Annotated in this window: 22 protein-coding genes and 1 CRISPR repeat array (1 of these 23 only partly in view); of the genes, 11 read left to right on the top strand and 11 right to left on the bottom strand. The window is 38.3% G+C overall.

Annotation, left to right across the window (positions count from 1 at the left end):
- Nucleotides 1–14 precede the first annotated feature (14 nt).
- A complete protein-coding gene (locus tag TEL01S_RS05675; RefSeq protein WP_012003157.1) occupies nt 15–1298 on the top strand; it encodes an exopolysaccharide biosynthesis polyprenyl glycosylphosphotransferase in 1284 nt (427 codons plus the stop codon).
- A 3-nt stretch (nt 1299–1301) separates the two neighbouring features.
- Here TEL01S_RS05675 and TEL01S_RS05670 read toward each other — a convergent pair whose 3' ends face one another.
- The gene (locus TEL01S_RS05670; protein WP_049753350.1) at nt 1302–1613 is read right to left on the bottom strand and encodes a cupin domain-containing protein; all 312 of its coding nucleotides are present in this window, start codon (nt 1611–1613) and stop codon (nt 1302–1304) included.
- Nucleotides 1614–1754: 141 nt separating this feature from the next.
- Between TEL01S_RS05670 and TEL01S_RS05665 the strand changes: the two genes are divergently transcribed.
- The 4 genes from TEL01S_RS05665 to aar are packed head-to-tail and all read left to right on the top strand — an operon-like array spanning nt 1755 to nt 5935.
- A complete protein-coding gene (locus TEL01S_RS05665) occupies nt 1755–3017 on the top strand; it encodes an ABC transporter substrate-binding protein (RefSeq protein ID WP_012003155.1) in 1263 nt (420 codons plus the stop codon).
- A gap of 47 nt (nt 3018–3064) precedes the next feature.
- A complete protein-coding gene (locus TEL01S_RS05660) occupies nt 3065–3937 on the top strand; it encodes a carbohydrate ABC transporter permease (protein ID WP_012003154.1) in 873 nt (290 codons plus the stop codon).
- The gene (locus tag TEL01S_RS05655; RefSeq protein ID WP_012003153.1) at nt 3937–4761 is read left to right on the top strand and encodes a carbohydrate ABC transporter permease; all 825 of its coding nucleotides are present in this window, start codon (nt 3937–3939) and stop codon (nt 4759–4761) included. The genes TEL01S_RS05660 and TEL01S_RS05655 overlap by 1 nt, the downstream gene beginning before the upstream one ends.
- Before the next feature lie 13 nt (nt 4762–4774).
- Nucleotides 4775–5935, top strand: coding sequence for a bifunctional L-alanine/L-glutamate racemase (aar, locus tag TEL01S_RS05650; RefSeq protein ID WP_028844053.1), 1161 nt, complete (start codon nt 4775–4777; stop codon nt 5933–5935).
- Here the strand turns inward: aar and TEL01S_RS10710 are convergent.
- The 7 genes from TEL01S_RS10710 to TEL01S_RS05615 form a co-directional block, all read right to left on the bottom strand.
- The gene (locus TEL01S_RS10710; protein WP_012003151.1) at nt 5913–6572 is read right to left on the bottom strand and encodes a FadR/GntR family transcriptional regulator; all 660 of its coding nucleotides are present in this window, start codon (nt 6570–6572) and stop codon (nt 5913–5915) included. The genes aar and TEL01S_RS10710 overlap by 23 nt on opposite strands.
- On the bottom strand, nt 6569–6748 hold the full coding sequence (locus TEL01S_RS05640) for a hypothetical protein (RefSeq protein WP_028844054.1): 180 nt from the start codon (nt 6746–6748) through the stop codon (nt 6569–6571). Before TEL01S_RS05640 ends, TEL01S_RS10710 begins: the two co-directional genes overlap by 4 nt.
- A gap of 156 nt (nt 6749–6904) precedes the next feature.
- Nucleotides 6905–7963, bottom strand: a complete 1059-nt coding sequence (locus TEL01S_RS05635; protein WP_012003150.1) for a galactokinase — start codon at nt 7961–7963, stop codon at nt 6905–6907.
- Nucleotides 7960–8919, bottom strand: a complete 960-nt coding sequence (gene galT / locus TEL01S_RS05630; protein ID WP_012003149.1) for a galactose-1-phosphate uridylyltransferase — start codon at nt 8917–8919, stop codon at nt 7960–7962. Before galT ends, TEL01S_RS05635 begins: the two co-directional genes overlap by 4 nt.
- Entirely contained in the window at nt 8912–10006 is a 1095-nt protein-coding gene (locus TEL01S_RS05625) for a hypothetical protein (RefSeq protein WP_012003148.1), read from the bottom strand. Before TEL01S_RS05625 ends, galT begins: the two co-directional genes overlap by 8 nt.
- A 33-nt stretch (nt 10007–10039) precedes the next feature.
- Nucleotides 10040–10783: a protease complex subunit PrcB family protein gene (locus TEL01S_RS05620; RefSeq protein ID WP_041428418.1), complete on the bottom strand. Its 744-nt coding sequence runs from the start codon at nt 10781–10783 to the stop codon at nt 10040–10042.
- A 10-nt stretch (nt 10784–10793) separates the two neighbouring features.
- Complete coding sequence (locus tag TEL01S_RS05615) at nt 10794–11477, bottom strand: metal-dependent hydrolase (protein ID WP_012003146.1); 684 nt, start codon at nt 11475–11477, stop codon at nt 10794–10796.
- Between the two features lie 217 nt (nt 11478–11694).
- Between TEL01S_RS05615 and TEL01S_RS05610 the strand changes: the two genes are divergently transcribed.
- The 3 genes from TEL01S_RS05610 to TEL01S_RS05600 are packed head-to-tail and all read left to right on the top strand — an operon-like array spanning nt 11695 to nt 15557.
- On the top strand, nt 11695–13491 hold the full coding sequence (locus tag TEL01S_RS05610) for an alpha/beta hydrolase family protein (protein ID WP_028844056.1): 1797 nt from the start codon (nt 11695–11697) through the stop codon (nt 13489–13491).
- Between the two features lie 12 nt (nt 13492–13503).
- Entirely contained in the window at nt 13504–15003 is a 1500-nt protein-coding gene (glpK, locus tag TEL01S_RS05605) for a glycerol kinase GlpK (RefSeq protein ID WP_012003144.1), read from the top strand.
- On the top strand, nt 15000–15557 hold the full coding sequence (locus tag TEL01S_RS05600) for a glycerol-3-phosphate responsive antiterminator (RefSeq protein ID WP_012003143.1): 558 nt from the start codon (nt 15000–15002) through the stop codon (nt 15555–15557). The genes glpK and TEL01S_RS05600 overlap by 4 nt, the downstream gene beginning before the upstream one ends.
- On the opposite strand, the gene TEL01S_RS05595 is transcribed toward TEL01S_RS05600, so the two are convergent.
- Genes TEL01S_RS05595 through TEL01S_RS05585 form a run of 3 tightly spaced genes read right to left on the bottom strand, consistent with a single transcriptional unit; the run spans nt 15549 to nt 18570 of the window.
- Complete coding sequence (locus TEL01S_RS05595; RefSeq protein ID WP_012003142.1) at nt 15549–15920, bottom strand: DUF1667 domain-containing protein; 372 nt, start codon at nt 15918–15920, stop codon at nt 15549–15551. The genes TEL01S_RS05600 and TEL01S_RS05595 overlap by 9 nt on opposite strands.
- Before the next feature lie 2 nt (nt 15921–15922).
- Entirely contained in the window at nt 15923–17134 is a 1212-nt protein-coding gene (locus TEL01S_RS05590; protein WP_012003141.1) for an NAD(P)/FAD-dependent oxidoreductase, read from the bottom strand.
- On the bottom strand, nt 17131–18570 hold the full coding sequence (locus tag TEL01S_RS05585) for an NAD(P)/FAD-dependent oxidoreductase (RefSeq protein WP_012003140.1): 1440 nt from the start codon (nt 18568–18570) through the stop codon (nt 17131–17133). Before TEL01S_RS05585 ends, TEL01S_RS05590 begins: the two co-directional genes overlap by 4 nt.
- 188 nt (nt 18571–18758) lie before the next feature.
- Nucleotides 18759–19911: direct repeats of the CRISPR family, unit length 30 nt; unit sequence GTTTCCATCCCTCTAAGGTTCGATTGAAAC.
- 85 nt (nt 19912–19996) lie between these two features.
- Between TEL01S_RS05585 and TEL01S_RS05580 the strand changes: the two genes are divergently transcribed.
- The 3 genes from TEL01S_RS05580 to TEL01S_RS05565 form a co-directional block, all read left to right on the top strand.
- Entirely contained in the window at nt 19997–21565 is a 1569-nt protein-coding gene (locus TEL01S_RS05580; protein ID WP_013782344.1) for a recombinase family protein, read from the top strand.
- Nucleotides 21566–22064: 499 nt separating this feature from the next.
- Nucleotides 22065–22439 carry an ArsR/SmtB family transcription factor gene (locus TEL01S_RS05570; RefSeq protein WP_011916063.1) on the top strand — a complete coding sequence of 125 codons (375 nt, stop codon included), beginning with the start codon at nt 22065–22067 and terminating at the stop codon, nt 22437–22439.
- A 13-nt stretch (nt 22440–22452) separates the two neighbouring features.
- A protein-coding gene (locus TEL01S_RS05565) for a heavy metal translocating P-type ATPase (RefSeq protein ID WP_028844058.1) crosses the window boundary here: on the top strand, nt 22453–23446 show its 5' end (the start). 1379 nt of this gene lie beyond the right edge of the window; the window shows 994 of its 2373 coding nt (coding positions 1–994); its start codon is at nt 22453–22455; its stop codon lies off the right edge, out of view.

Here is a 23446-nt window from a genome sequence, read left to right as displayed (position 1 = left end):
AATGGAGGAATACTGTGAAGAAGCGGTTTATGTCCTTGAAAACGTCGGTGTTTTTATTACAATTGTTTTCTTTGATAGCTGTTCAGCTATTAATAATCCCGTGGAGAACTTTTTACATATATGCTTTCTTAAATGTTTTTTTATTTGTTGTCATTTACTCTTTCAAGGGTTATGAAGTGGATATACTTTCCAGTCTGAGTAGCTGTTTCATATCTTATATTCTTGGCTCATTTTTTGCTCATCTCATTATGTTACTGATAGTTTTGTTAACCTCAGTTTCTTTCTCACAGAAAATGTTTCTGGTATCATTTTTGCTCAGTGCTATTTATTTTCCAATAATTTCAAATATTTTATGGAATATTCAGTTCAAGAAGATAAAACCTCAGTACTATCTTGTAATCGGTACGAACGAAAGAATTAAGGCAATCATGGCAGAAATAGAAAAAGCATCTTTGGGAAAGATAAGAGTTTATGCCTACACAAATCCTCATACGGTTGCTATGGAAGAAAAAATAAAGCTTTCTGCGGTAATTGATAAATTGTTGATTGCTGATCCTTCCTTGGAGCCACAGGCACAAGATTTAATAATGCAAGCCAGGCAGAATGGAAAGCGGGTGATCTACTTACCTCATTTAGCTGAAGACACCCTTAAAAGAATCCCTGTTGAATTGCTGGAGCTTTTCGAGGAATACTACAAAGCGGTTTTTCAACGAGAATATATGCCAAGTCCTGCAAAGAGAATTTTAGACATAGCTGGAAGTATTGTTGGACTGGTTCTTTTTTCTCCACTGGTGATTCTTATATCAATTTGCATACTGCTTGAAGATGGCCTACCTGTTATTTTTCGCCAGAAGAGAATTGGATTAAATTTAGAACCATTTACAATACACAAGTTCAGAACCATGAAAGGAGAGAACAAAGAGGCAAAATTGGCCAGTCAAGAAGTCCATAGAATGATGAAAATAAGTAAATGGATGCGGCCATTCAGGCTTGATGAAATTCCACAGTTTTATGACATTTTAATAGGAAAAATGAGTATAGTAGGTCCAAGACCGGAACAACCAGAATTTGTTGACCGCTATAGTGCCCTGATACCTTTTTATAGTTACCGTCATAACATAAAACCGGGCCTGACTGGCTGGGCGCAGATAAACTATCCTTATTCAGAAACAATAGAAGAAACCAGAGTCAAGCTAAGCTATGATTTGTGGTACGTAAAAAACCGAAATATATTGATCGATCTGAAAATCATATTACAAACACTTTATACAGTATTCTTTAAAAAAGGTGGTAGATAATCTTCACTCTTCGGGGTATTTGAACACCAGTATTCTCAGAACATCATTACCTATGTTTTCAATCTCATGCATTACATTTTTTGGAAATTCAACTATTTGGTCTTTCGATAAAAGTACCGTTTGATCATTTATTGTGACTTTCGCTTTTCCCTCAAGGACATACATCAAAGCATCTGTATCAGAAGAGTGTTTCTCCAGAACTTTATTGGGCTGTATGGAAATGTGCGCTACAACAACATGTTTTTCGTATATTTTTCTTGCATCGACGGCTTCGTTTTTTACAACAATCTTTGCGCTGTTCATATCATAAATCATATACACACCTCCTACATTAAGCTTACCAGTTGCACAGACCTGATTCTGTAACATATGCTACACTGGAAGATATTTCGATCTTGTTTGACATAAATCATGACATCATGGTATGATAATGATACCAAAAGAGGAGGTGAGTTCATGAGGCGTTTTTTAACAATCTCTCTGGTATTTTTTGCTGTCGTATTCATGTTTAGCATTACACTTACAATGGTTGAAACAATTACAAGTCCTGCCAGAACAGAATTGCTCAGGCAACTTCTTGACGAATTTGAAAAGGCACACCCAGATATCAAAGTTGAACTGATTTCCCCACCTTACGAAAGTTCAGATCAAAAGCTTATAATGATGCTGAACACAAAACAGAAAGTTGATGTGTTTGAAGTAAGAGATAATTTTCTGGCAATTCATGCAAACAACAAGAACCTGGCAGATTTAACCGATTTTGCCACTTCCTGGAGTGGATGGGACGATCTTTTAGATCTGACAAAGAAAGCCGCTACTAAAATTGATGGGAAAGTTTATTACATACCTTATGGATTTTTCATAAAAGCACTTTTCTACAGAAAAGATATCCTTGAACAAAATAACATGCCTGTTCCAAAAACTATGGAAGAACTTTATGAATATGCTAAAAAATTGACCAGCCCTTCTGAAAATAAATACGGTTTTGCTTTCAGAGGAGGATCAAGTGAGCACTCTTTTTCAGAGATAGTTATAATGTCATATGTTCCCAATATCGACCCTAACCCAGACAGAGGATATCTTACAACAGACGGAATTCCGTATCACGATACACCTGGCGCAATTGAAGGGTTAAAAATGTGGATTAATCTGTACAGGGATTGCTCGCCAAAAGATTCGCTTAACTGGGGATGGGCAGAACAGGTAAATGGTTTTGTTTCTGGCATGACGCCTTTTTTGATACAGGATCCCGATACTGTTCCAATAGTTGAGCGAAGACTTGGGGATAGCAATCTTTACGGTGTTGCCCCAATGCCTGTCGGACCTCACGGAAAAGTTTATTTAGACTATGGAAATGCTGGTTGGGGTATTGCTTCTTATTCAAAATATAAAAAAGAAGCCTGGGAATTGATTAAGTTCCTGTCTTCACCAGAAGTGAACGCTCGTTTTTCAAAACTCAACGGTACAATACCAAATTGCAAATCTGCGTTTTCTGATCCATACTACGCGACAGGCCCATACAAAGCCTGGTATGAGGAACTGACAAATCCTGATAAATACGTTTTTTACGAAAGACCTGTCCATATGCCGGGTTTCCCAGCTTACGCAGAGAAGCACAAAAACGACATTCAAAATATCATACTTGGAAGAAAAAATTTGAATGAAGCCGTAAAAGAGTGGGCTGATTTCTGGAAAAAAGAATACAACCTAGCAAAATGAGATTCAGGCGGGGTTAATACCCCGCCTTTTGAGGAGAGAGTGGTAACGTGCGAAAAGAGAAAAACTTCGTATTGAACATGATTCTCCCTACACTGCTTTTAATTTCTCTTGTCATTTTTGTACCTGCCATAAGATCTTTACTTATGGCATTTCAGGATTACAACATGTACTTTTTAACTAAAAAATTCATTGGCTTCAAAAACTTTTGTGATGCTTTCAAAGATCCTCTGTTTTTGTTAGCTATAAAAAATACATTTATATGGGTTTTTGTTTCTTTGATTGTGCAGTTTTCACTGGGTTTTTCACTGGCTCTTTTGCTCAGAAAACCTTTCAAAGGGAGAAGTATTTACACAGGACTCGTTTTTTATCCATGGGCTGTTTCTGGCTTTGTAATAGGACTTCAATACAGGTGGATGTTTCACGGGTCTGCCGGTGTGATAAACGATCTTTTATTGAGAGCTGGATTGATAAGTGAAAGAATAGCTTTTCTTTCTGATCCAAAATATGCACTTTATTCTGCGATTATCGCAAATATCTGGTATGGCGTGCCATTTTTTGCAATAATGCTTCTCGCTGCTCTACAATCGGTACCTCAGGAACTGTATGAAGCAGCCAAGATAGATGGGGCCAATTCTTTCAGGCGTTTTATCAGCGTAACTATTCCATACGTGAAGCCAGTGATAGTAAACACGACGCTGATCAGATTTATCTGGATTTTCAATTTTCCCGATATCATTTTCTCAATGACCAATGGAGGACCAGCCGGAAGCTCACACATACTTTCTACTCTCCTCATAAGCAAGGTCTACAATGAATATAATTACGGAATTGCCTCGGCAATAGGAGTAACTATAATGGCAATACTTGTTTTGTATTCGTACTTTTATCTCAAGTTTTCACGCAGTGAGGGTGGATTTTGATGAAAAATCTTCTTCTGGTTTTAAAAATCATTGCTCTTGGTATTTTTCTAATTTGTGCTTTGTTTCCGCTTTACTGGACACTAATAACTTCATTAAAGGATGCCACAGAAATTTATACTTACCCGATCACATACTGGCCAAAAAATGTATCTTTTGAAAATTACAAATATCTTCTGAGATCGCTCAATTTTAGCAAGTACACGCTTAACAGTGTCTTTGTTTCAATTGTCTCTGCCCTGAGTGCATTGATCGTTGCTTCTTTCAGTGGCTATGTGCTCGCGAGGAAAAAATTCCGCGGCAGCAAAATGATTTTTTTCACGCTCTTTATTACTCAGATCATCCCCGGATTTATGCTGATGTCTTCTATCTACGTTATGCTCGGACCAATTGGAATGGTTGACAATTTGCTGGTTTTAATTTTCATATATACTGGAATGATGACACCATTTTCATCTATAATGATGAAAGGCTTTTTTGAGAGAATACCTGAAAGCATCGAAGAAGCCGCGTTGATAGATGGATGTAAAAGACACCAGATGCTTTTCAAAGTTATCTTTCCTGTTACTGCTCCTGGACTTGCAGCCACATTTTGTTTTGCTTTTGTCAATTGCTGGAATGAGCTTTTTTTAGCGATAATGCTCTTAAACAGCGAACACAAAAAAACAATACCTGTTGGGCTAAACTCCTTTGTTGGAAAAGCAGATATAGACTGGGGAGCCATGTCAGCAGGTGTCATTATCGCATTATTGCCGGCGATGCTTATTTTCGCTTTTGCTCAAAAATATATTGTTCAAGGTTTAACTCAAGGTGCTGTTAAGGAGTGAGAGGAGGAAACCAATGGATATAACAAAAATTCTGCATAGCTTCGGTGAAAATGGATTTTCGTACTCTCCAGTCAGTATACCGATTTACGAAACCTCTATATTTTCTTTTGAAAGTTTCGAGCAATTTCAGGAATCTTTGCTAAGTGAATTTGATGCACATCTTTATACGCGAGGCAAAAATCCCACAGTTGAAGTGCTTGAAAAGAAAATTGCCGCGCTTGAAAAAGCAGAAAGTGCAAAACTTTTTTCATCCGGAATAGCCGCTGTCAGCGCAGCTACAATGGCTTTCTTGAAGAGTGGAGATCATGTTGTATGTGTGAAAGATGCTTATGGCTGGACCAACAGGCTTTTTTCGCAATATTTAAATCGTTTTGGTGTGGAAGTCACTTTTGTAGATGGAAAAAATCCGGACGATTTTATAAAAAGTACAAAATCTAATACAAAATTGTTTTTTTTAGAAAGTCCAACAACTTTTACTTTTCAACTTCAAGACCTATCAGCCATCGCAGAGTTCGCTAAGGACAAAAATATAAAAACAGTTATTGATAATACCTGGGCAACACCATTGTTTCAAAACCCAATAGAGCTCGGGATAGACATCGTTGTTCATTCTGCAAGCAAATATATAGGAGGCCATAGCGATGTCGTAGCTGGTATCGTTGCAGGAAATGAACGGGATATTCGCTATATTTTTAACACAGAATTCATGAATATCGGTGCTGCTCCAGGGCCATTTGAAGCCTGGCTTTTGCTCAGGGGATTACGCACTATCCATGTGAGGATGCAAAAACACATGGAAAATACTTTGAAGATTGTGGATTTCTTAAAAACAGTTAAAGAAGTAGAAGACATTTATTACCCACTGTATGAAAAACATCCTCAATATGAACTTGCAAAGAAACAGATGAGAGGCGGCAGTGGTTTGCTGAGTATCAAACTCAGAGTGGATAGTATCGAGAAAATTATCAAATTTACAAATGCTCTGAAAATCTTCAGAAAGGCTGTAAGCTGGGGAGGCTACGAAAGCCTTGTTATGCCCTATGCTGCTACTAATAGAGAAGGTTTAACTGAGAAAAACAAAATCGTGCGTTTGCACATAGGGTTAGAGAATTCAGAGATACTTATCGAAGATCTCCAGCAAGCTTTTTTTGCTATGAAGAAATCAGGATTTTGATATCTGTTTCTATAATCTTTCTAACTGCATCTTTCGCAGAATGCAAATTTCTATCGGCGATGGCCTGGAGAAGATCTTTATGGTAGGGTAGGCTTGCCCTACCAAAAGTTCTTTCGACAAACGGTGGATGCCATATCACACTTAATAGATCATTAAAAGCCTCAAAGAAATTCATCAAAACCGCATTTCCAGACATCTCAAAAAATCTTCTGTGAAATTTCATATCCTGATCTGGGTCAACCAGGTTAAGGGTCTTAAGATCTTCAACAGCTCTGAATATTTCGGCATCTCTTGAGTTCATTATAGTAAGTTCTACTGCAAGCTCCTCCATTGCACCTCTAACTCTGAGCAGATCTATTATGAAATTTTTTGTAGGGGCAAATTTTGTCGAAAAAGAGACTTCGAAAATCAATTCATGTGGTTCACTTGAAACAAATATTCCCTTTGGAGCTTCTACTTTAACAATCCCTTTCTCTTCTAACATTTTCACCGCTTCACGTACCGTAGTTCGACTTACAGAAAACATCTCTGAAAGTTCTCTTTCAGAGGGAAGTTTCTCGTCTGGTCTTAAACCCATTCTCACTATATATCTGATTATCTCGTTTTTTAACCACTCAGACGAAGTCTTTTTCATCATAAACCAGCGCAGGAAACTTCATCTTTTTTAAGATGAAAAAAAGTGCGCTGATTCCTCCTTTCCACTGAAATTACATAAACCACACAATCACTCCAATCGTCTTTTGACGATAACTCAGAGATTATCCCTGTAATGTGCTCATCCCCAATGTTAGACAGGCTTGTTATGTCTGTCACTGTCCCTACCTCTCAGGACTGTTTAGACCTGCACGACAGAGCCTGGAACTTGAGCAGCATCCCGGGGTGTAACTGTCTAACGTAGCCACTTGTGTGGCTGAGGGTAATCAACTAAGCTTTTCAAGCCCCCGCCTCTATAGGCAGTGGGTAGTTGACTTACACCACCGCATGTACACCGCAATCGCTTTTTATATGGATCAACTCCGGCGTTATTCCAAACATTTTGTAATATCTGTCCCTCAACTCGTGATAAGCTTCTTCTATACAGCCTTTTCTTCCAAAAACAAGTACACTTCCCCCGAATCCTCCTCCAACTATGCGTGCCCCAAGTATTCCAAGTCTTCCTCTAAGGAACCCAACGATAAAATCTATTTCTTCACAGGAAACTTCATAAAGATCTCGCAAACTAACATGAGATTCATATAAAAGATTACCAAGTAAAAACATTTCAGATTTTTTCAGCGCCCTCACAGCCATATTTACACGCTTATTTTCGTCAAGAACATGCCTTGCTCGCTTTCTCAAAGCAGGCTCTAACTGATTGAGATCTTCGTAAGTAATCTCCCTGAAAGAATTTTTATGCAGCGCTTTTAGTATTCTTTCACACTCTTCACGTCTTTTGTTGTACTCAGAAGACGAAAGTTCATGTTTGGTATTTGAATCGATCAAAGCAAATTCATATTCTCCGAGGTTCAGTGGCACATATTCGTAGCTTAAATTAAATGTATCCAGGAAGATGGCATGATCTTTTTTTCCAAATACAACCGTAAATTGGTCCATGATTCCGCACTGTACTCCAACAAACTCACGTTCTGCACGGACACACACATCGACAATCTGCTTTTTGCTGAGGTTTAGATTCATAACTGAATTCAGTCCGTAAGCAACAGCTGTTTCCAGAGCTGCAGAACTCGACAAACCAGCTCCTAAGGGAAGAGTCGATGACACATCAATTCTTACCGGTTTGACTTCACAACCAGATTTTTCAATTGCCCAGATAACTCCCATCAGGTAGTCAGTCCATTTGCCGAGTTTTTCATATTTCTTCAGCCCAACAGTTTCATTCATAGTATGTGAAACAAAAACGAACTCATTTGATGAACTTACATCAACCTCAATGTACTTATCAATAGCGAAAGGCAAAACAAACCCATTATTGTAATCTGTGTGCTCTCCTATTATATTTACCCTGCCAGGCGATCTGAATTTTGTCATTCAATTCCCTCCACCTCAGTATTTCTTAGCATTTTTGCTGCTTCTTCAGGTACCACAGGGTTTATAAACGTCCAGGTACCTGTCTCAACACTTGCCATCCACTTAATTTTGTCTTTATCTCTTTTTGGTGGATTAAATTCAACATGAAAATGAAACAGACCATCGTCATTCATGTTAAATGGCTTTTGAAAAAACATCATCATATAAGGAAATTCCTGGTCGAAAAGGTTATCATATTTAGCGGTTACAACCTTGAGCGTCAGGGCAAAATCTCTTTGTTCTTCCAAGGATAATTCATACAGAGCGCCCACATGTTTTTTAGGATAAATATGAATTTCAAAGGGAAACCTTGCATAAAACGGGACTAAGGCAACAAAATTATCTGTTTCATAAACCAGCCTTTCTTTGCGCTGTAATTCAACATCTACAATTTGGCAGATAGGACATTTTTTATTGGCCTTATAGTATTTTCTGAAAGAGTCAAGTTTGACCTGTATTCTTTTTGGGAGAAATGGAAATCCATAAATTTGTCCATGTGGATGAGGAAGACTGGCTCCTACCTCTTTTCCCCGATTTTCAAAAATAAAAACATATTTGATGAACTCATATTTTGATAACTCAACAGTTCTGTCAATCCACATATTGACGAGTTTTTCTATTTGCTGTACTGGCATTCCAGGCAATGCGGTGTTGTGATCTTTTGTGTATACAACTACTTCGCAAATACCAAAGGATCTGTCTTTTTTGAAAAAGCCATCCTGTTCGATCTCCGGTGGATTTTTCTTCAATGAAGGAAACCTATTCTCAAATGCCACCAAATCGTAATCCTCAGGAAGCTCTATGCCACCAACACAAATAGGACAGCTTTTTTGCGATGGCTGTACAGGCCTTTTTTGTGTTTCTGCAGAAACTATTATCCATTCATCAGTTAAAGGATTATACCTTAATTCAAACACCCTTATCACCCGTTCTGTAAAAATGGAAAAATCTACCGTCATCACGAACTACTGTTGATTTAAACAATCCTGAATTTGCTACATTTTTCACTCTGATGTTTCCATTTTCCATCGTGAGTTTTTTCGGCTCTTCACTCAGGCATATTGCCTCAAAACCATCGAATATCTTTTTTATTTCAACAGATTGTGGATAATACGTTTCGAAAATTTCGCTGCACACCAAGCCATAGTTAAGTAAAGAAGAAATTTTTAGCAAATCTTTGTTTTGTGCAGTGATCTCAATATAAAACCTTACAAGACTGTTGTTAAAGAGGCTGTATAAAATGAGATTATTGACGTTCAAACCATTTAGCACGATACCATCTGCCAATCCAGCTGCAGCAAGAGGTGGTATATTTTTTGCCACCAAAATTGAATTTTTTAAAATTGCTCTTGCAGCAGCTATATCTTTGTAACTGTTTTTTTCAAAAGAAACTATGAAAAAGTCGAACCCTAAGGATCTCATTTGCTCAAGCTTATTCAAATTAAAAGTTGCCTCAATGCCTGCGAGAAACCCTTCTTTATGGCAGATGTTGACAAAGTTACCTTTATCATCGATATCTTTCGCCATAATTACATGGTAATTGTATTTTTTCGCATCACCTACAACTTTTTCCAGTTTGTTTGAAGCGGCAAAAAAAACTTTCAAAGGTTTTACAGATTTGGTTATATTATTTTCCTGAGATACCAGCCTGACATATTCTTTGATAAGGAAGTTATTTTCATACCCGTGCAATATTACGATGGGATCGAGGTCATTACCCTGTCCAGGTTCCACATAGGCAATGAAATTATTTTGTATTTTTTCAATCGAAATAAGCGTGTTTTGTTTTAGAAAACCTACCACATAATTTTCACCAACGATAGCTGTATCGCAAAAAACTTTTGCTTTATCGCAATTTATTCTGAATGCTTCTATTTTTTGATCACACGGCACTTTCGGAATAATTTTGTAGCCAAAATCAACTTTCTCGACATAAGAGTGTATTGTGTGGGAGTTAATTTTAAAAAGAGTTCCATTTTTAAACTCGAAATCGTAAACGTTCACGATAATCTCTCCCTGCAGATCCCTGAAGCAAAATCATTCTACTGTAAATTCTACCTCAAATTGCACATTTTGACTATCCGAAAGTGTACAAATCACCTTGTATTCTCCAGCATCAAGCGGTCCATCAATCTTTATAAGAGCAGCAGGATATGTAATAACCTGAATGACTGGAGTATTGGGCGAAGGGGATTCAACATGCGCAGAAATTTTGATTGTTCTACCCTCAATATTTAGCGAATCTACACTCACTCTATATCCTCCTGTATTTTTTCTGCCAGCGCTCACTTTCACAAAAATCTGTTCACCATAGTCAAAAACCGAGGATGGTTCAAATGAGCTGTTAAGAATTTCGATACCGGGAGTATCCCGCCCTCTTGTTTCTTCAACAGAATATTCGAGAGAAAAAAGAGGTATTTCTATGCTGTTTACACTCACCTTTTTTGTATTTTCTGGTAGAACAAAAAGGTGTTCCGGCAGATTTAAATAAATTCCTTTTCTCACGGGAGGAATTTTTATCTGGTAAAAACCATCTTCTGTTGTGACTTCAACAATAAAAGATTTTGGTTGAACAACTTCAGCAGGCTGAAAAAGCCATCCTTTAAGAATTATGGCAAAACAGTTAGATTTCGAAAGAACTATATACTGAAAATTGGCAGTTCTTGATCCTACACGTTCATAAAATTCATCAGGGAAGGTGAAATTCACCGGTACATAATATATAAAATTTGACATTGCCAGCACTCCTATAAGTAAAAAAATAGAAGATAAAATACGCATACGAACCGCCTCACAATTCAATTGATTCTCCAGGTTTTAGGGCACGGCATTTCAATCCTAATTTTTCTACCTCTTTCTGGAATATAGCTGGATCAGATTTTATTACTTCCCATGTGTTGTAGTGTATTGGAACAACAATTTCTGGATAGATCATCTTGACTGCCTCGACAGCATCCCAAAGATCCATAACAAAATTGCCTCCGATTGGCAGAAATGCCAGATCAATATTCTCGCGCCTGAGTAGTTCCATATCTTTCGTTAGCCCTGTGTCACCAGCGTGGTAAATTTTTTTATCATGAATTTCTATCAGAAAGCCGCATGGATTACCGGCATAAACAGGGGTATCTCCCTCGGAAATGCTTGACCCATGAAGGGCAGGTGTTAATTTAACTGAGCCAAATTCAAAGGTGTATCTTCCGCCAATATGCATTGGATGGGTTGAAATTCCATGTCTTGATATAAGGCTGCTCAATTCAAAATTTGTTATAACAGTTGAGCTATCTCTTTTTGCAATTTCAACAGTATCTCCAAGATGATCTCCATGTCCATGGGTAACAAGGATATAATGGATTTTTGGTAAATCCTGGACTTTGATCGGGCACGACGGATTTTCGTTTATAAAAGGATCGATCAGTATATTTCTTTCTCCCGTCTGTAACAAAACCGCAGCGTGGCCCAAATAAAGTGCTTTCATTTTTCATCAACCTCCCATAGCAATTTTATATCATTTGGCGGCAAATTTATTTTACTCGCGTTGCAAACTGTGTTGACATTTTTTAAGAAAAAGTATATCATTTGTCTTGAAAGTAAATAGAAATTTGCTTATACGATATGGTGGAGAATAGGAGAAGACCATATCTCAATGTGAGGTATGGTCTTTTTGTTTTTCAAAATTCGCGGGAGGTGTGTTTATGAAAAAGGCGGTAGGTTGGCTTTTGTTGTCGCTGCTCATAGTCTTCATGGGTTCTCTGATCGCTTTCCTTGTTCAAACAAATTTCACGGCAGTTAAAGTTAAGGAAGTAAAAATTGCCAGCGAAGATGGAAAAATTCTAAGCGCATTCTTATTTATTCCTAAAGGAGTATCAGCTGAAAATCCGGCACCTGCTGTTTTGACAATGCATGGCGGTATCAACTCAAAAGAAACACAAAGTGGTTTTAATATTGAGTTTGCCCGGCGAGGTTATGTTGTCCTTGCTATGGACATGGCAGGACATGGATATTCTGAACAGGTAAAAGGTGGGGTAGCAAATCCAGCAAGAGGAGCAGATACAGGTCTTTTGTATCTTGCAAGTTTGCCATTTGTGGATAAAAATAATATAGCTGTAGAAGGTCATTCTATGGGAGGATTGTCTGTTTTAAGTGCAGCTGGAAAATATCCAGAACTTGTAAAAACAGTGATACTTGAGGGGTCATCTTCAGAAACTTATGGAGCTCCTAAGGTCACGGCAGAATCAGGATTTAATTTTGCTGTTGTATTCAGTAAATACGATGAATTCAGCCAGTTGTTGTGGGGGGTAAAAATACCTTCAGATATTGTAAAAACGGAAAAATTAAAAACCGCATTCGGGGTAACAGAAGATGTCGTTGTTGGGAAACTTTATGGATCTTTTGAGAACGAATCTGCACGGAAACTGTACATACCGAATTGTACTCATCCTGGTGACCACCTTTCGAAAGAAGCCATAGGGTATGCAATAGAATTTTTACAGAATTCTATAACACCACCAAAATTTATAGACCCGAATGATCAAATTTGGCCATGGAAAGAATTCGGCACATTACTTGGATTGATTGGTGGCATCATGTTCATGATGAGCTATGGAGTTTGTATGCTGAAAACAGAGTATTTCTCATCGCTTGCTGGTAAACCTGTTGTGTTTCAAACAAAAAATACTATTCTGGACAAAATAGCTTGGTGGATAGGTTTTGCGCTTATTACTTCTATTCCTGCCATAACTTTCTTCAAATTTCAACAACCTGGTGGAAGAAGTCCTGCACCAACATCGTTCTGGCCACAAAGTTTAACTATTGGCTTCGCCAGATGGGCAACATTCAATGCTCTAATTGCAATCTGTCTGTTTGTAGTATGGCATTTTATTTATCACAGAAAAATTGGTGGAAACCTGAGTACGTATGGTTTAATAACAGACGTTCAAAACAAAAAATTCAGCCTGAAACAACTGTGGAAAGCTTTTGCTTTTGCTGTTTGTATAGTTTTTGCTACACACATAGTACTGTCAATGGTCCAATGGGCATTCAAAGTTGATTTTCGTTGGTGGGTTATCGCTCTCAAACCAATGGATTTTTCAAGATTCTTAATATTCCTAAGATATCTCCCTCCATTTGCATTCTTTGCATTTGTCAATGCACTTGTTCTCAATGGGCAGTTAAAAGCGAAACAGTTCAAAAGCGAATCGGTTTCAACTATCAGCTGGATGATATCTTCAGCACTTGCTAATTGCCTTGGAATAGCTATACTCGTCATATTGCAAGTTGGAAAACTCTACACTACACAGACACTATTTTTCCCAACTCAATCATTGCTCGGTATAGTTGCCTATCAGTTTGTTTTTCTTACCGCTTTGTCAGGAATCATTTCATCATTTTTCTATAGAAGAACTGGTAGCATATATGTAGGAGCCTTTATTAACAGTTTGTTCATTACATGGTATATTGTGGCTGGCCAAGCAATAGAATTTGCTTCATAAGGGGGTTCTGAGGTGGCTGAGAAGTATATTCTCGCACTTGATCAAGGAACAACAAGTTCGAGAGCGATAATTTTTAACCAGGCTGGTGAAACAGTGTGTATGGTAAATCAGGAATTTCCCCAGTTATATCCAGAGCCAGGATGGGTTGAGCATGATCCTGTAGATATAATTGAGTCGCAGATCAGTGTCGCAAAAAAAGCTATAGAGATAGCTTCAATCAACCCTGATCAGATAGCTGCCATTGGTGTTACGAATCAAAGAGAAACTACTATTGTTTGGGATAAAAATACATCAAAGCCTGTTTACAATGCAATAGTCTGGCAATGCAGAAGAACAGCAAGTATGTGCGACCAGTTCAAAAAGCTTGGCTATGAAGATACAATCAGGAAAAAGACCGGATTGGTTCTTGACGCTTACTTCTCAGCCACCAAGCTTAAATGGATTCTGGATAATGTTGAAGGTGCAAGGCAAAAAGCAGAAAGGGGAGAGTTGCTTTTTGGAACCGTTGATTCCTGGCTAATATGGAATTTAACTGGCGGGAAAATCCATGCAACTGATTATTCAAATGCCTCAAGGACAATGCTTTTCAATATTCATTCATTAAATTGGGATGAAGAATTGCTGGAATTGTTCAATATACCAGAGCAAATGTTACCCGATGTTCTACCATCAAGTACAGTTTATGGTTATACGCATAAGGAAATCTTTGGCGTAGAGATACCTATTTGTGGTAATGCAGGCGATCAGCAAGCGGCTCTTTTCGGTCAAATTTGCTGTGAGCCTGGCATGGTTAAAAATACATATGGCACCGGATGTTTCATATTGATGAATACAGGAAACAAGATTGTAGATTCAAAGCACGGTTTGCTCACAACTATTGGCTGGGTTTTAAATGACAAGAGCATGTGTTACGCTCTGGAAGGGAGCGTTTTTTCTGCAGGCGCCACGGTTCAGTGGCTCAGAGACGGACTAAAAATTGTAGAAAAAGCCTCAGACACAGAATATCTTGCCAAAAGTGTCAAAGATTCGGCTGGTGTATATTTCGTTCCAGCTTTTGTAGGCTTGGGTGCACCCTACTGGGATATGTATGCGAGGGGAACAATAATTGGAATTACCAGAGGTTGCACGAGAGAGCACATTGTCAGAGCGGCTCTTGAATCTATCGCATATCAAACAAGAGATGTTGTCGAAGTAATGTCTGAAGAATCTGGTATAAAACTGCATTGTTTAAGAGTTGATGGTGGCGCATCGGCGAACGATTTTTTAATGCAATTTCAAGCAGATATACTGGGAGTCCCTGTTGAGAGACCTACTGTAAGCGAAACAACGGCTCTGGGCGCGGCGTATCTTGCTGGTCTTGCGGTGGGGTACTGGAAAGATCACAGTGAAATTAAAAAACAATGGAGATTGGACCGAAGATTTGAACCACAGATGGACCCTGAAACACGAGAAGAATTATATAAAAAATGGAAAAATGCAGTGACTCGATCTCTTGGGTGGGTGGAAAAATGAAAAATTATTTTGAGTATCCAATAGTCCCAGCTCTTAGAGACGAACAGCAAATTAAGAAGGCTCTATCCTGTAAAGCCACTTCTGTTTTCCTTCTGACAGGCGACATAGTTGATTTGCAGCAAATTATTCAGACTTTCCATAATTCGTCCAAATTCGTTTTTGTTCATATAGATTTGGTTAAAGGACTTGGTAGAGATGAAGCTGCGGTGAATTTTCTAAAATACCAGCTCAAAGCTGACGGCTTGATAACTACTAAAGGAAATCTTGTCAATATGGCAAAAAAGATTGGATTGATTTCTATACAGAGAATATTCCTCCTGGATTCTCAGTCTTTGATAACAGGTATTGCCCAAGCAAAATCACATAAGCCGGAGTATGTCGAGGTTCTCCCCGGATTAATACCAGATCTTTTAAAACAAATAAATGATGAAACATCGATATCTGTTATAACGGGCGGGCTTATCAAAACGGTAGATCAGGCAAAGTTTGCTCTCGCGAGAGGAGCGATAGCAGTATCGACAAGTGAAGATTCTCTATGGAATATATCAATTTGAACCCTGTTTTTGTGGAACAGTCCTTGTTGCAATAATATCTGCACCTGTACCGAAGACATTTTTTAAAATAACGTCGCCCGATTTAACAGGAGCTTGGACACTAATTTTTTTGATTTCATTCATCAGCTCTGATATGTATTTTTTTGGTACAGGCTTAGAGGTTTTCACAGAAACTAACGGGAAAACACCATTAATCACTTTCACACTTGTTGGAACAATTCTTCTGGGTTCTTTGAGTTCATCGTGCAAATAAGCTATACCACGCGGGCACCTGTTACCGTCTATTTTGATTATCTTGCCGTCTTGCTGTTCAAATTTTATTTTACAGCCAACCGGGCATTGCACACATACTATTTTGTTCATCTTTATTCCTCCCTTAAGGAAACTGTCAATTTTTGAAAAGAGTCGATTTTCTTTCTTGGGACAACTATTCTTATCATTTCACTTGGGACAATATCTTCAAAAACTTTTTCAAATTCGCCAACAGTTATTGTGGCTTTTTCAATAGGTTTATTGCTCCTAACGTACAATGTCAAATCTTCTAAACCAACATACCGATTTGGAAAAAGTACACCGACATTTTCTCCAGCTTCGATAGGAATACCCGAGTCGAATTTCTCACCTTGAGCATATAGTGCGGCATATTTACCCGCTTTTTCTCCTTCCATAGTGACGTAATCTACAAGATCATAAATAATCGTGCAATTTCCTGCTGCGAAAATCCATTCATTTGTGCTTTGGGCAATATTAGAGCATAAAACACCTTTTGAATTTTTGTTGAAGTCAACCATGCCCTGAAGTAACTCAACCTGTGGAATAAGCCCCACGGACAAAACAAGTGTGTCAACTTTGAATATTTTTTCCGTTCCCGGAATGGGTTTATAGTTTTCATCCACTTGCGCGACAACAACTTCGCTGAGTCTTTCTTTTCCCCTAACTTCTGTTATTGTACTTGATAATAATAAAGGAATATTATAATCTTCAAGACACTGAATTACGTTCCTCAAAAGACCACCAAAATAAGGCAATCTTTCAACAACTGCTACAACTTCTATTCCCTCAAGGGTCAATCGGCGTGCCATTATCATTCCAATATCTCCAGATCCGAGAATCAATGCTCTCTTTCCTATAAGCCTGTTTTCTATATTCACATATTTTTGAGCAACCCCAGCTGTAAAAATCCCTGAGGGCCTGTCACCTGGTATCATGAGTGCTCCAAAAGGTCTTTCTCTTGCACCTGAAGCATAGACAATTGCTTTCGTTTCAAGCTCAAAAATCCCTTTGGGAGAAACCAGTATAGCTCTCTTATCAGGCGATAATTTATGAACATGACAATCTGTTAAAACCTCGATTTTATTATTATTTATCATTGATAAAAATCGTTCTGCGTACTCTGGTCCTGTTAATTCCTGCTTGAAATAGTGAAGGCCAAAACCATTGTGTATGCACTGGTTTAATATTCCGCCAAGAATTTCATCCCTATCTACGAGAACCACACTTGCTCCCATTTTAGCTGCACTCAGTGCGGCTGCCATGCCCGCAGCACCTGCTCCTATAACAAGCACATCTGTTTTCATTCTCTGACCCTCCCACTAACAATCCAGCTGTTGTAGGATTTCTGAACAATTTGTGACATATCGACATTCAATTCTCTTTCAAGAATTTTCATGATCTTTATAGAACAAAACCCCCCTTGGCACCGGCCGAACATCGCTCTCGTTCTGAACTTCACACCGTCCAGTGTTCTCGCACCTCTTTTTATCGCTTCAACTATCTCAGCTTCCGTAACCTCGTTGCAATAACATATAAGTCTACCTGCCAATGGATTTTGTTCAACGTGCTTTTGCCATTCTTTCGGTGATAATTTTGAAAAACTTTTTATTCCCTTCCTTATGGGATTGAAATCTTTCCTGGCTGATAGAGAAATTTTGAGCCTTTCCTGAATGATTTCTTCTACAACATGTTTTGCTATTGCTGGAGCTGCAGTTAACCCCGGGGATCGCATTGCCATAATGTTGATAAAATTTTTCACCCGTTCACTGTTGTTAATAAAGAAGTCTTTTTGAGGACTTTCAGGACGTAAGCCGGAGAAAGTTTTTACAGTTTGCGAAAAATCGAGCGATGGGACAAACCGTTTCGTGAAAGATATGATCTCCTTTAATCCCTCGCTGGTTGTCGATAAATTATCTTTCATGTCACTGGCCAAATCCACCGCTGTTGGGCCCAAAAGCAAACCACCATCTATCGTTGGAAGAACGAGAATACCCTTAGACAAAATGGTTGGTGTTGGAAAAATTACAGAAGAAACCATATTGCCAATTTTTTTGTCGAGAAGTATGTATTCTCCACGCCTTGGGTGTAATGGCACATACTCTGCACCTGCAAGTTCAGCTATTTCGTCAGCAAAAAGACCTGCCGCATTTATAACAACATCTGCTTCATAAGATGATTTATCTGTGATAACCTTCGTTATTCTGTCATAGTGTTTTTCAAAATCAACAACTTTTTCACCAAGAATCAGTTTTGCCCCGTTGTCTACTGCATTCTCTACTGCTGCGATTGCGATCATCCACGGTTCAGTTATGCCAGCCGTCGGTGCCCACAAACCGTATTTTATTTCTTTACTTAAATTTGGTTCTTTTTCAAGGATAATTTCCTTTTCATGAATCTCCAAACCCGGAACCCCATTAACTTCACCTTGGCGGAGTAATTTTTTTAGGGTATCTAATTCTTGTTCATCAAAAGCTATCACATATGATCCTATACGTTTTATTTCGAAATCAAGCTCTTTTGCAAGCTGAGTATAAAGTTCATTTCCCTTTGCACAGAACTTTGCTCTTACTGAACCGATTGGATCATCATAACCAGCGTGCAATATAGCTGAATTAGCCTTTGTAACACCCCAGCCTATATCAAGGTTTTTTTCTATTAAAGTTATTTCCAGATCATACATAGAAAGCTCTCTTACAATTAAAGCTCCTACCACTCCTCCACCAATCACTACTACTTTCATCAAGAACACCTCCAAAGAAAAAAGCCACACCCCAAAAGGGATGTGGCTTTCTCCGGGTCTCTTTACCACACCACTTATATTATGCCACGATTTTCCAGAAAATCAATATTCAGGAAAAATAAGTTCTGATATTCTAAGGTTCGATTGAAACCAGAATGGGATCCAGATGCATCAGATTTTTTAGGTACGTTTCCATCCCTCTAAGGTTCGATTGAAACGGATAAAAATTTTGCAAAACCTGCAGGATCGATTTTGTTTCCATCCCTCTAAGGTTCGATTGAAACGGATAAAAATTTTGCAAAACCTGCAGGATCGATTTTGTTTCCATCCCTCTAAGGTTCGATTGAAACGGATAAAAATTTTGCAAAACCTGCAGGATCGATTTTGTTTCCATCCCTCTAAGGTTCGATTGAAACTGGTGAAGGCTTTATTAGGCAACATATTAAGGGATAGTTTCCATCCCTCTAAGGTTCGATTGAAACTGGGTACGGAAAGAAAATCTTATGTCCGTTTCATGAGTTTCCATCCCTCTAAGGTTCGATTGAAACCCGAAAAAAGGCGTTATTAGAATTTTCAGTTTTAACGTTTCCATCCCTCTAAGGTTCGATTGAAACAACCTTTTATTTTGCGAAGGACTAAAAAGATACTTGGTTTCCATCCCTCTAAGGTTCGATTGAAACTGGTGAAGGCTTTATTAGGCAACATATTAAGGGATAGTTTCCATCCCTCTAAGGTTCGATTGAAACCAGTATAAACTGCAAAATCTTAAAGGAGGAATGAACAGTTTCCATCCCTCTAAGGTTCGATTGAAACTATTGAAAACAGTTGTATCACCACAAACCTTGGTTGGTTTCCATCCCTCTAAGGTTCGATTGAAACTATTGAAAACAGTTGTATCACCACAAACCTTGGTTGGTTTCCATCCCTCTAAGGTTCGATTGAAACTTGTGGTTGTGAGTTGACAAATCCCGACTTTGAAAAGTTTCCATCCCTCTAAGGTTCGATTGAAACCCATCCCCAGTATTACCATTCACATGGCTAATTTTAGGTTTCCATCCCTCTAAGGTTCGATTGAAACGCTAAATGTTGTGCTTATGTGAATACCGAAAACTTGTTTCCATCCCTCTAAGGTTCGATTGAAACAGCTTTATACTGCTTAAAAGGGGTTGAAAATATGGTGTTTCCATCCCTCTAAGGTTCGATTGAAACTTGGCAAATAGAGAAGTTCTCTCTCAAAATCTACTCGTTTCCATCCCTCTAAGGTTCGATTGAAACTCTATATTCACACAAAAAGAGGGCTTAGCAAAATTGGTTTCCATCCCTCTAAGGTTCGATTGAAACAGCGATATGCAATATAATCTATATGATGATCCATTTCAGCAGGCAGAGTATGCTTATAGTCTTATTAAGAGCGAGGTGATTTCAGATGGCAATCAGGAATGTTACGGTAATCCCTGCTCGTAAACGGATTGGAAATAGTGCAAAGGCTGAAGAATTGCCTAAGCTTCGGGTAGCAGCCTATTGCCGCGTATCTACGGACAGCGAGGAGCAGGCAACCAGTTATGAAGCGCAAATTGAGCACTACACAAACTACATTAAAAGCAATCCGGAATGGGAGTTAGCTGGCATATTTGCGGATGAAGGGATTACTGGAACCAACACGAAAAAGCGTGAAGAGTTTAACCGGATGATAGAAGAATGTATGCAGGGCAAAATCGATATGATAATTACGAAATCTATCAGCCGTTTTGCAAGAAATACGCTGGACTGCCTAAAGTACATAAGGCAGCTTAAAGAAAAAAATATTCCAGTTTACTTTGAAAAGGAAAATATAAACACATTGGATTCCAAAGGGGAAATCCTGCTGACCATTATGGCTTCTTTGGCGCAGCAAGAAAGCCAATCGTTAAGCCAGAATGTAAAACTGGGTATTCAGTACCGATATCAGCAAGGAAAAATCCATATTAATCACAACCGGTTTCTTGGCTATACAAAGGATAAGGATGGCAATTTAGTTATCGTACCTGAAGAAGCAGAGATCGTTAAACGCATTTACAGAGAATACCTTGAAGGTTCCAGTATGCTACAGATAGCAAGAGGTCTGGAAGCTGACGGAATTCTGACAGGTGCAGGCAATCACAGATGGCATACCAGCACCATCAATAAGATTTTGAGGAATGAAAAATATATCGGTGATGCGCTGTTGCAGAAAACCTATACAGTAGATTTTTTATCGAAGAAAAGGGTGGCCAATAACGGCATAGTTCCTCAATACTATGTAGAAAACAGCCATGAGCCCATAATCCCGCGTGAAATTTATATGCAGGTTCAGGAAGAGCTTGTCCGCAGAAGATGTGTGCATATAAGTAAGAACGGAAAGAAGAGAAACTACAGCAATAATCATCCCTTATCCCAAATGGTGTTCTGCGGCAAGTGTCATGAAGTATTCCGCAGGGTTCATTGGAATAACCGAGGAAAGAAATCAATCGTATGGAGATGCGTCAGCAGATTGGAAAACACCGGTTTGTTTTGTACCGCTTCCACTATACTTGAAGATACTCTCAAAGAGAAGATTGTAGAAGCTATCAATATAGCCGTCAGCGGGAAAAACTCTTTCCTGGCCATACTGAAAAAGAATATTGAAACCGTATTAAACGAGGATTTGGACGAGAGTACGGCAGATATTGATAAAAGGCTGGAAGAGCTTCAAGCCGAGTTGATCCAATTGGCAAATTCAAAGGAAGCATATGATAATATTGTCAATGAGATTTACCGCTTACGGGACTTAAGGCAAGAAACCCTTTCAAGAAACGCTCTCCGTCAAGATAAGCGGGATCGGATCGCTGAGATGACGGACTTCCTTAATATGCAAACCGGTGGTATTACGGAATTTGATGATAAACTGGTTAGAAAACTAATTGAAAAGGCAACTGTATATAATGACAGGCTAGTGGTAGAGTTTAAGTCAGGGTTAGAAATAGAAGTAAACCTATAAGCTCGTATTAAGATAGCCGCCAGTAGGGGAAGAGTACTTATACTATTATAAATAACTACAGGAGACATAATTGGATTACCGATTGCGGGAGCAGAAGCAAAATGCGCTGGTTAAAAATGCAGAGCGTGAAGGAAGAAGCAGCGAATAGCTGAAATGACAGACTTCTTGAATGAACAGTCCTATGAGCTGGAGGAATATGATGAGCAACTGGTAAGGCGGCTTATTGAAAAAGTTACGGTATTTGATAATAAGCTGACCGTTGAGTTTAAGTCTGGAGTAGAGATTGATGTATTAATTTAAAATGAACTTGACCGCCGATTGAGGAGAAATACTTCTTGATGGGCGGTTCTTTTCTATTTATACTTGGGGATAATCTAATAAATAAACACACTTGAACAATTACTCATATGTTTTTATTGACAAACGGAGAATTGAGGTTTATAATATATATGAAAGCTTATTCAAGTGTTCAATTGAATGATAAGGAGGTGATATAAATATGGCAAAAAAAATTCAACCAATTGAAAGATGCGACTGTGATGTAATACATGAGGAAATTGTAAATAAAGTGCGAGAAAAAATGCCTCAAGAAGAAACTCTATATGATCTAGCAGAACTATTTAAAGTTTTTGGAGATTCAACAAGAATTAAGATACTCTGGGCATTAGGTGAATCAGAGATGTGCGTTTGCGATATTGCATTCTTATTAAATATGACCCAATCAGCAATTTCACATCAGCTAAGAGTCTTAAAGCAGGCTGGACTAGTAAAGAGCAGAAGAGAAGGAAAGATTGTATTCTACTCTCTTGAAGATGAACATGTAAAGCAAATATTTGACCAGGGATTAATTCATATTTCAGAAGAAAGTAAGTAAAGGAGGGTCAGTAATGTTAAAGAAGGAAGTAATTTTAGAAGGTTTAGATTGCGCAAATTGTGCAGCTAAAATTGAAGAAGAGGTTAATAAATTAAATGGAGTCAAAGCCTATATGAACTTCATGAACAAGACATTGACTTTAGAAATTGAATCAGAGCAAGAGTATAAGAATATATTACAGCAAGTTAAAACCATAGTGCACAAGCACGAACCGGATGTGGTAGTGAAAGAAAAATCCGTTAACAAGAACAATAAAAAGGTGAACAAAAGCATAGTAATACTTGAAGGACTTGGCTGCGCGAATTGTGCAGCTAAAATAGAAAAAGAAATAAGCGGTCTAGAAGGAGTTGAATTTGCTGCAGTAGATTTTGTTTCGAAGAAACTAACACTGGAAATAAGTCCGAAAGTCAACCGCTCTGAGTTAAATGAGAAGATTGAAGGCATAGTAAAGAAAATAGAGCCAGATGTAAAGGTCATTTTTGAGGAGAATACATCTAAGGCCAACGTAAAAGAAAATAATGAAGAGGAAGAAGAAGGTGTCAACAAAAAAGAAATCATAAGACTTGTGGTCGGTGGAGCAATATTTGCCGTGGGAATCATCTTTAATTTCCAAAATTGGCTTGAGCTTACCTTGTTTATTATTAGTTATATCATAGTTGGTGGAGAGGTTGTCTTAAGAGCAATAAAAGGTATTGCCCGCGGTCAGGTATTCAGTGAGCATTTTTTGATGAGTATTGCTACCATTGGTGCTTTCTTCATTGGAGAGTATCCAGAAGGTGTAGCAGTTATGCTGTTCTATCTGGTAGGTGAATTGCTTCAGAATATAGCTGTAGGTCACTCCAGAAAATCAATAAGTGCTTTGATGGATATTCGTCCTGACTATGCAAATCTTAAAGTTGGCGATGAGATCAGGAAAGTATCTCCTGAAGAGGTAAACATAGGTGACATCATTATTGTTAAACCAGGAGAAAAAGTTCCCCTCGATGGCAAGGTTATAGAAGGAAACT

This window comes from Pseudothermotoga elfii DSM 9442 = NBRC 107921 (assembly GCF_000504085.1).
Lineage (GTDB): Bacteria > Thermotogota > Thermotogae > Thermotogales > DSM-5069 > Pseudothermotoga_B > Pseudothermotoga_B elfii.
Note: the sequence above shows the minus strand (reverse complement) of the source record. Positions and strands in the feature narration are given on the sequence as shown.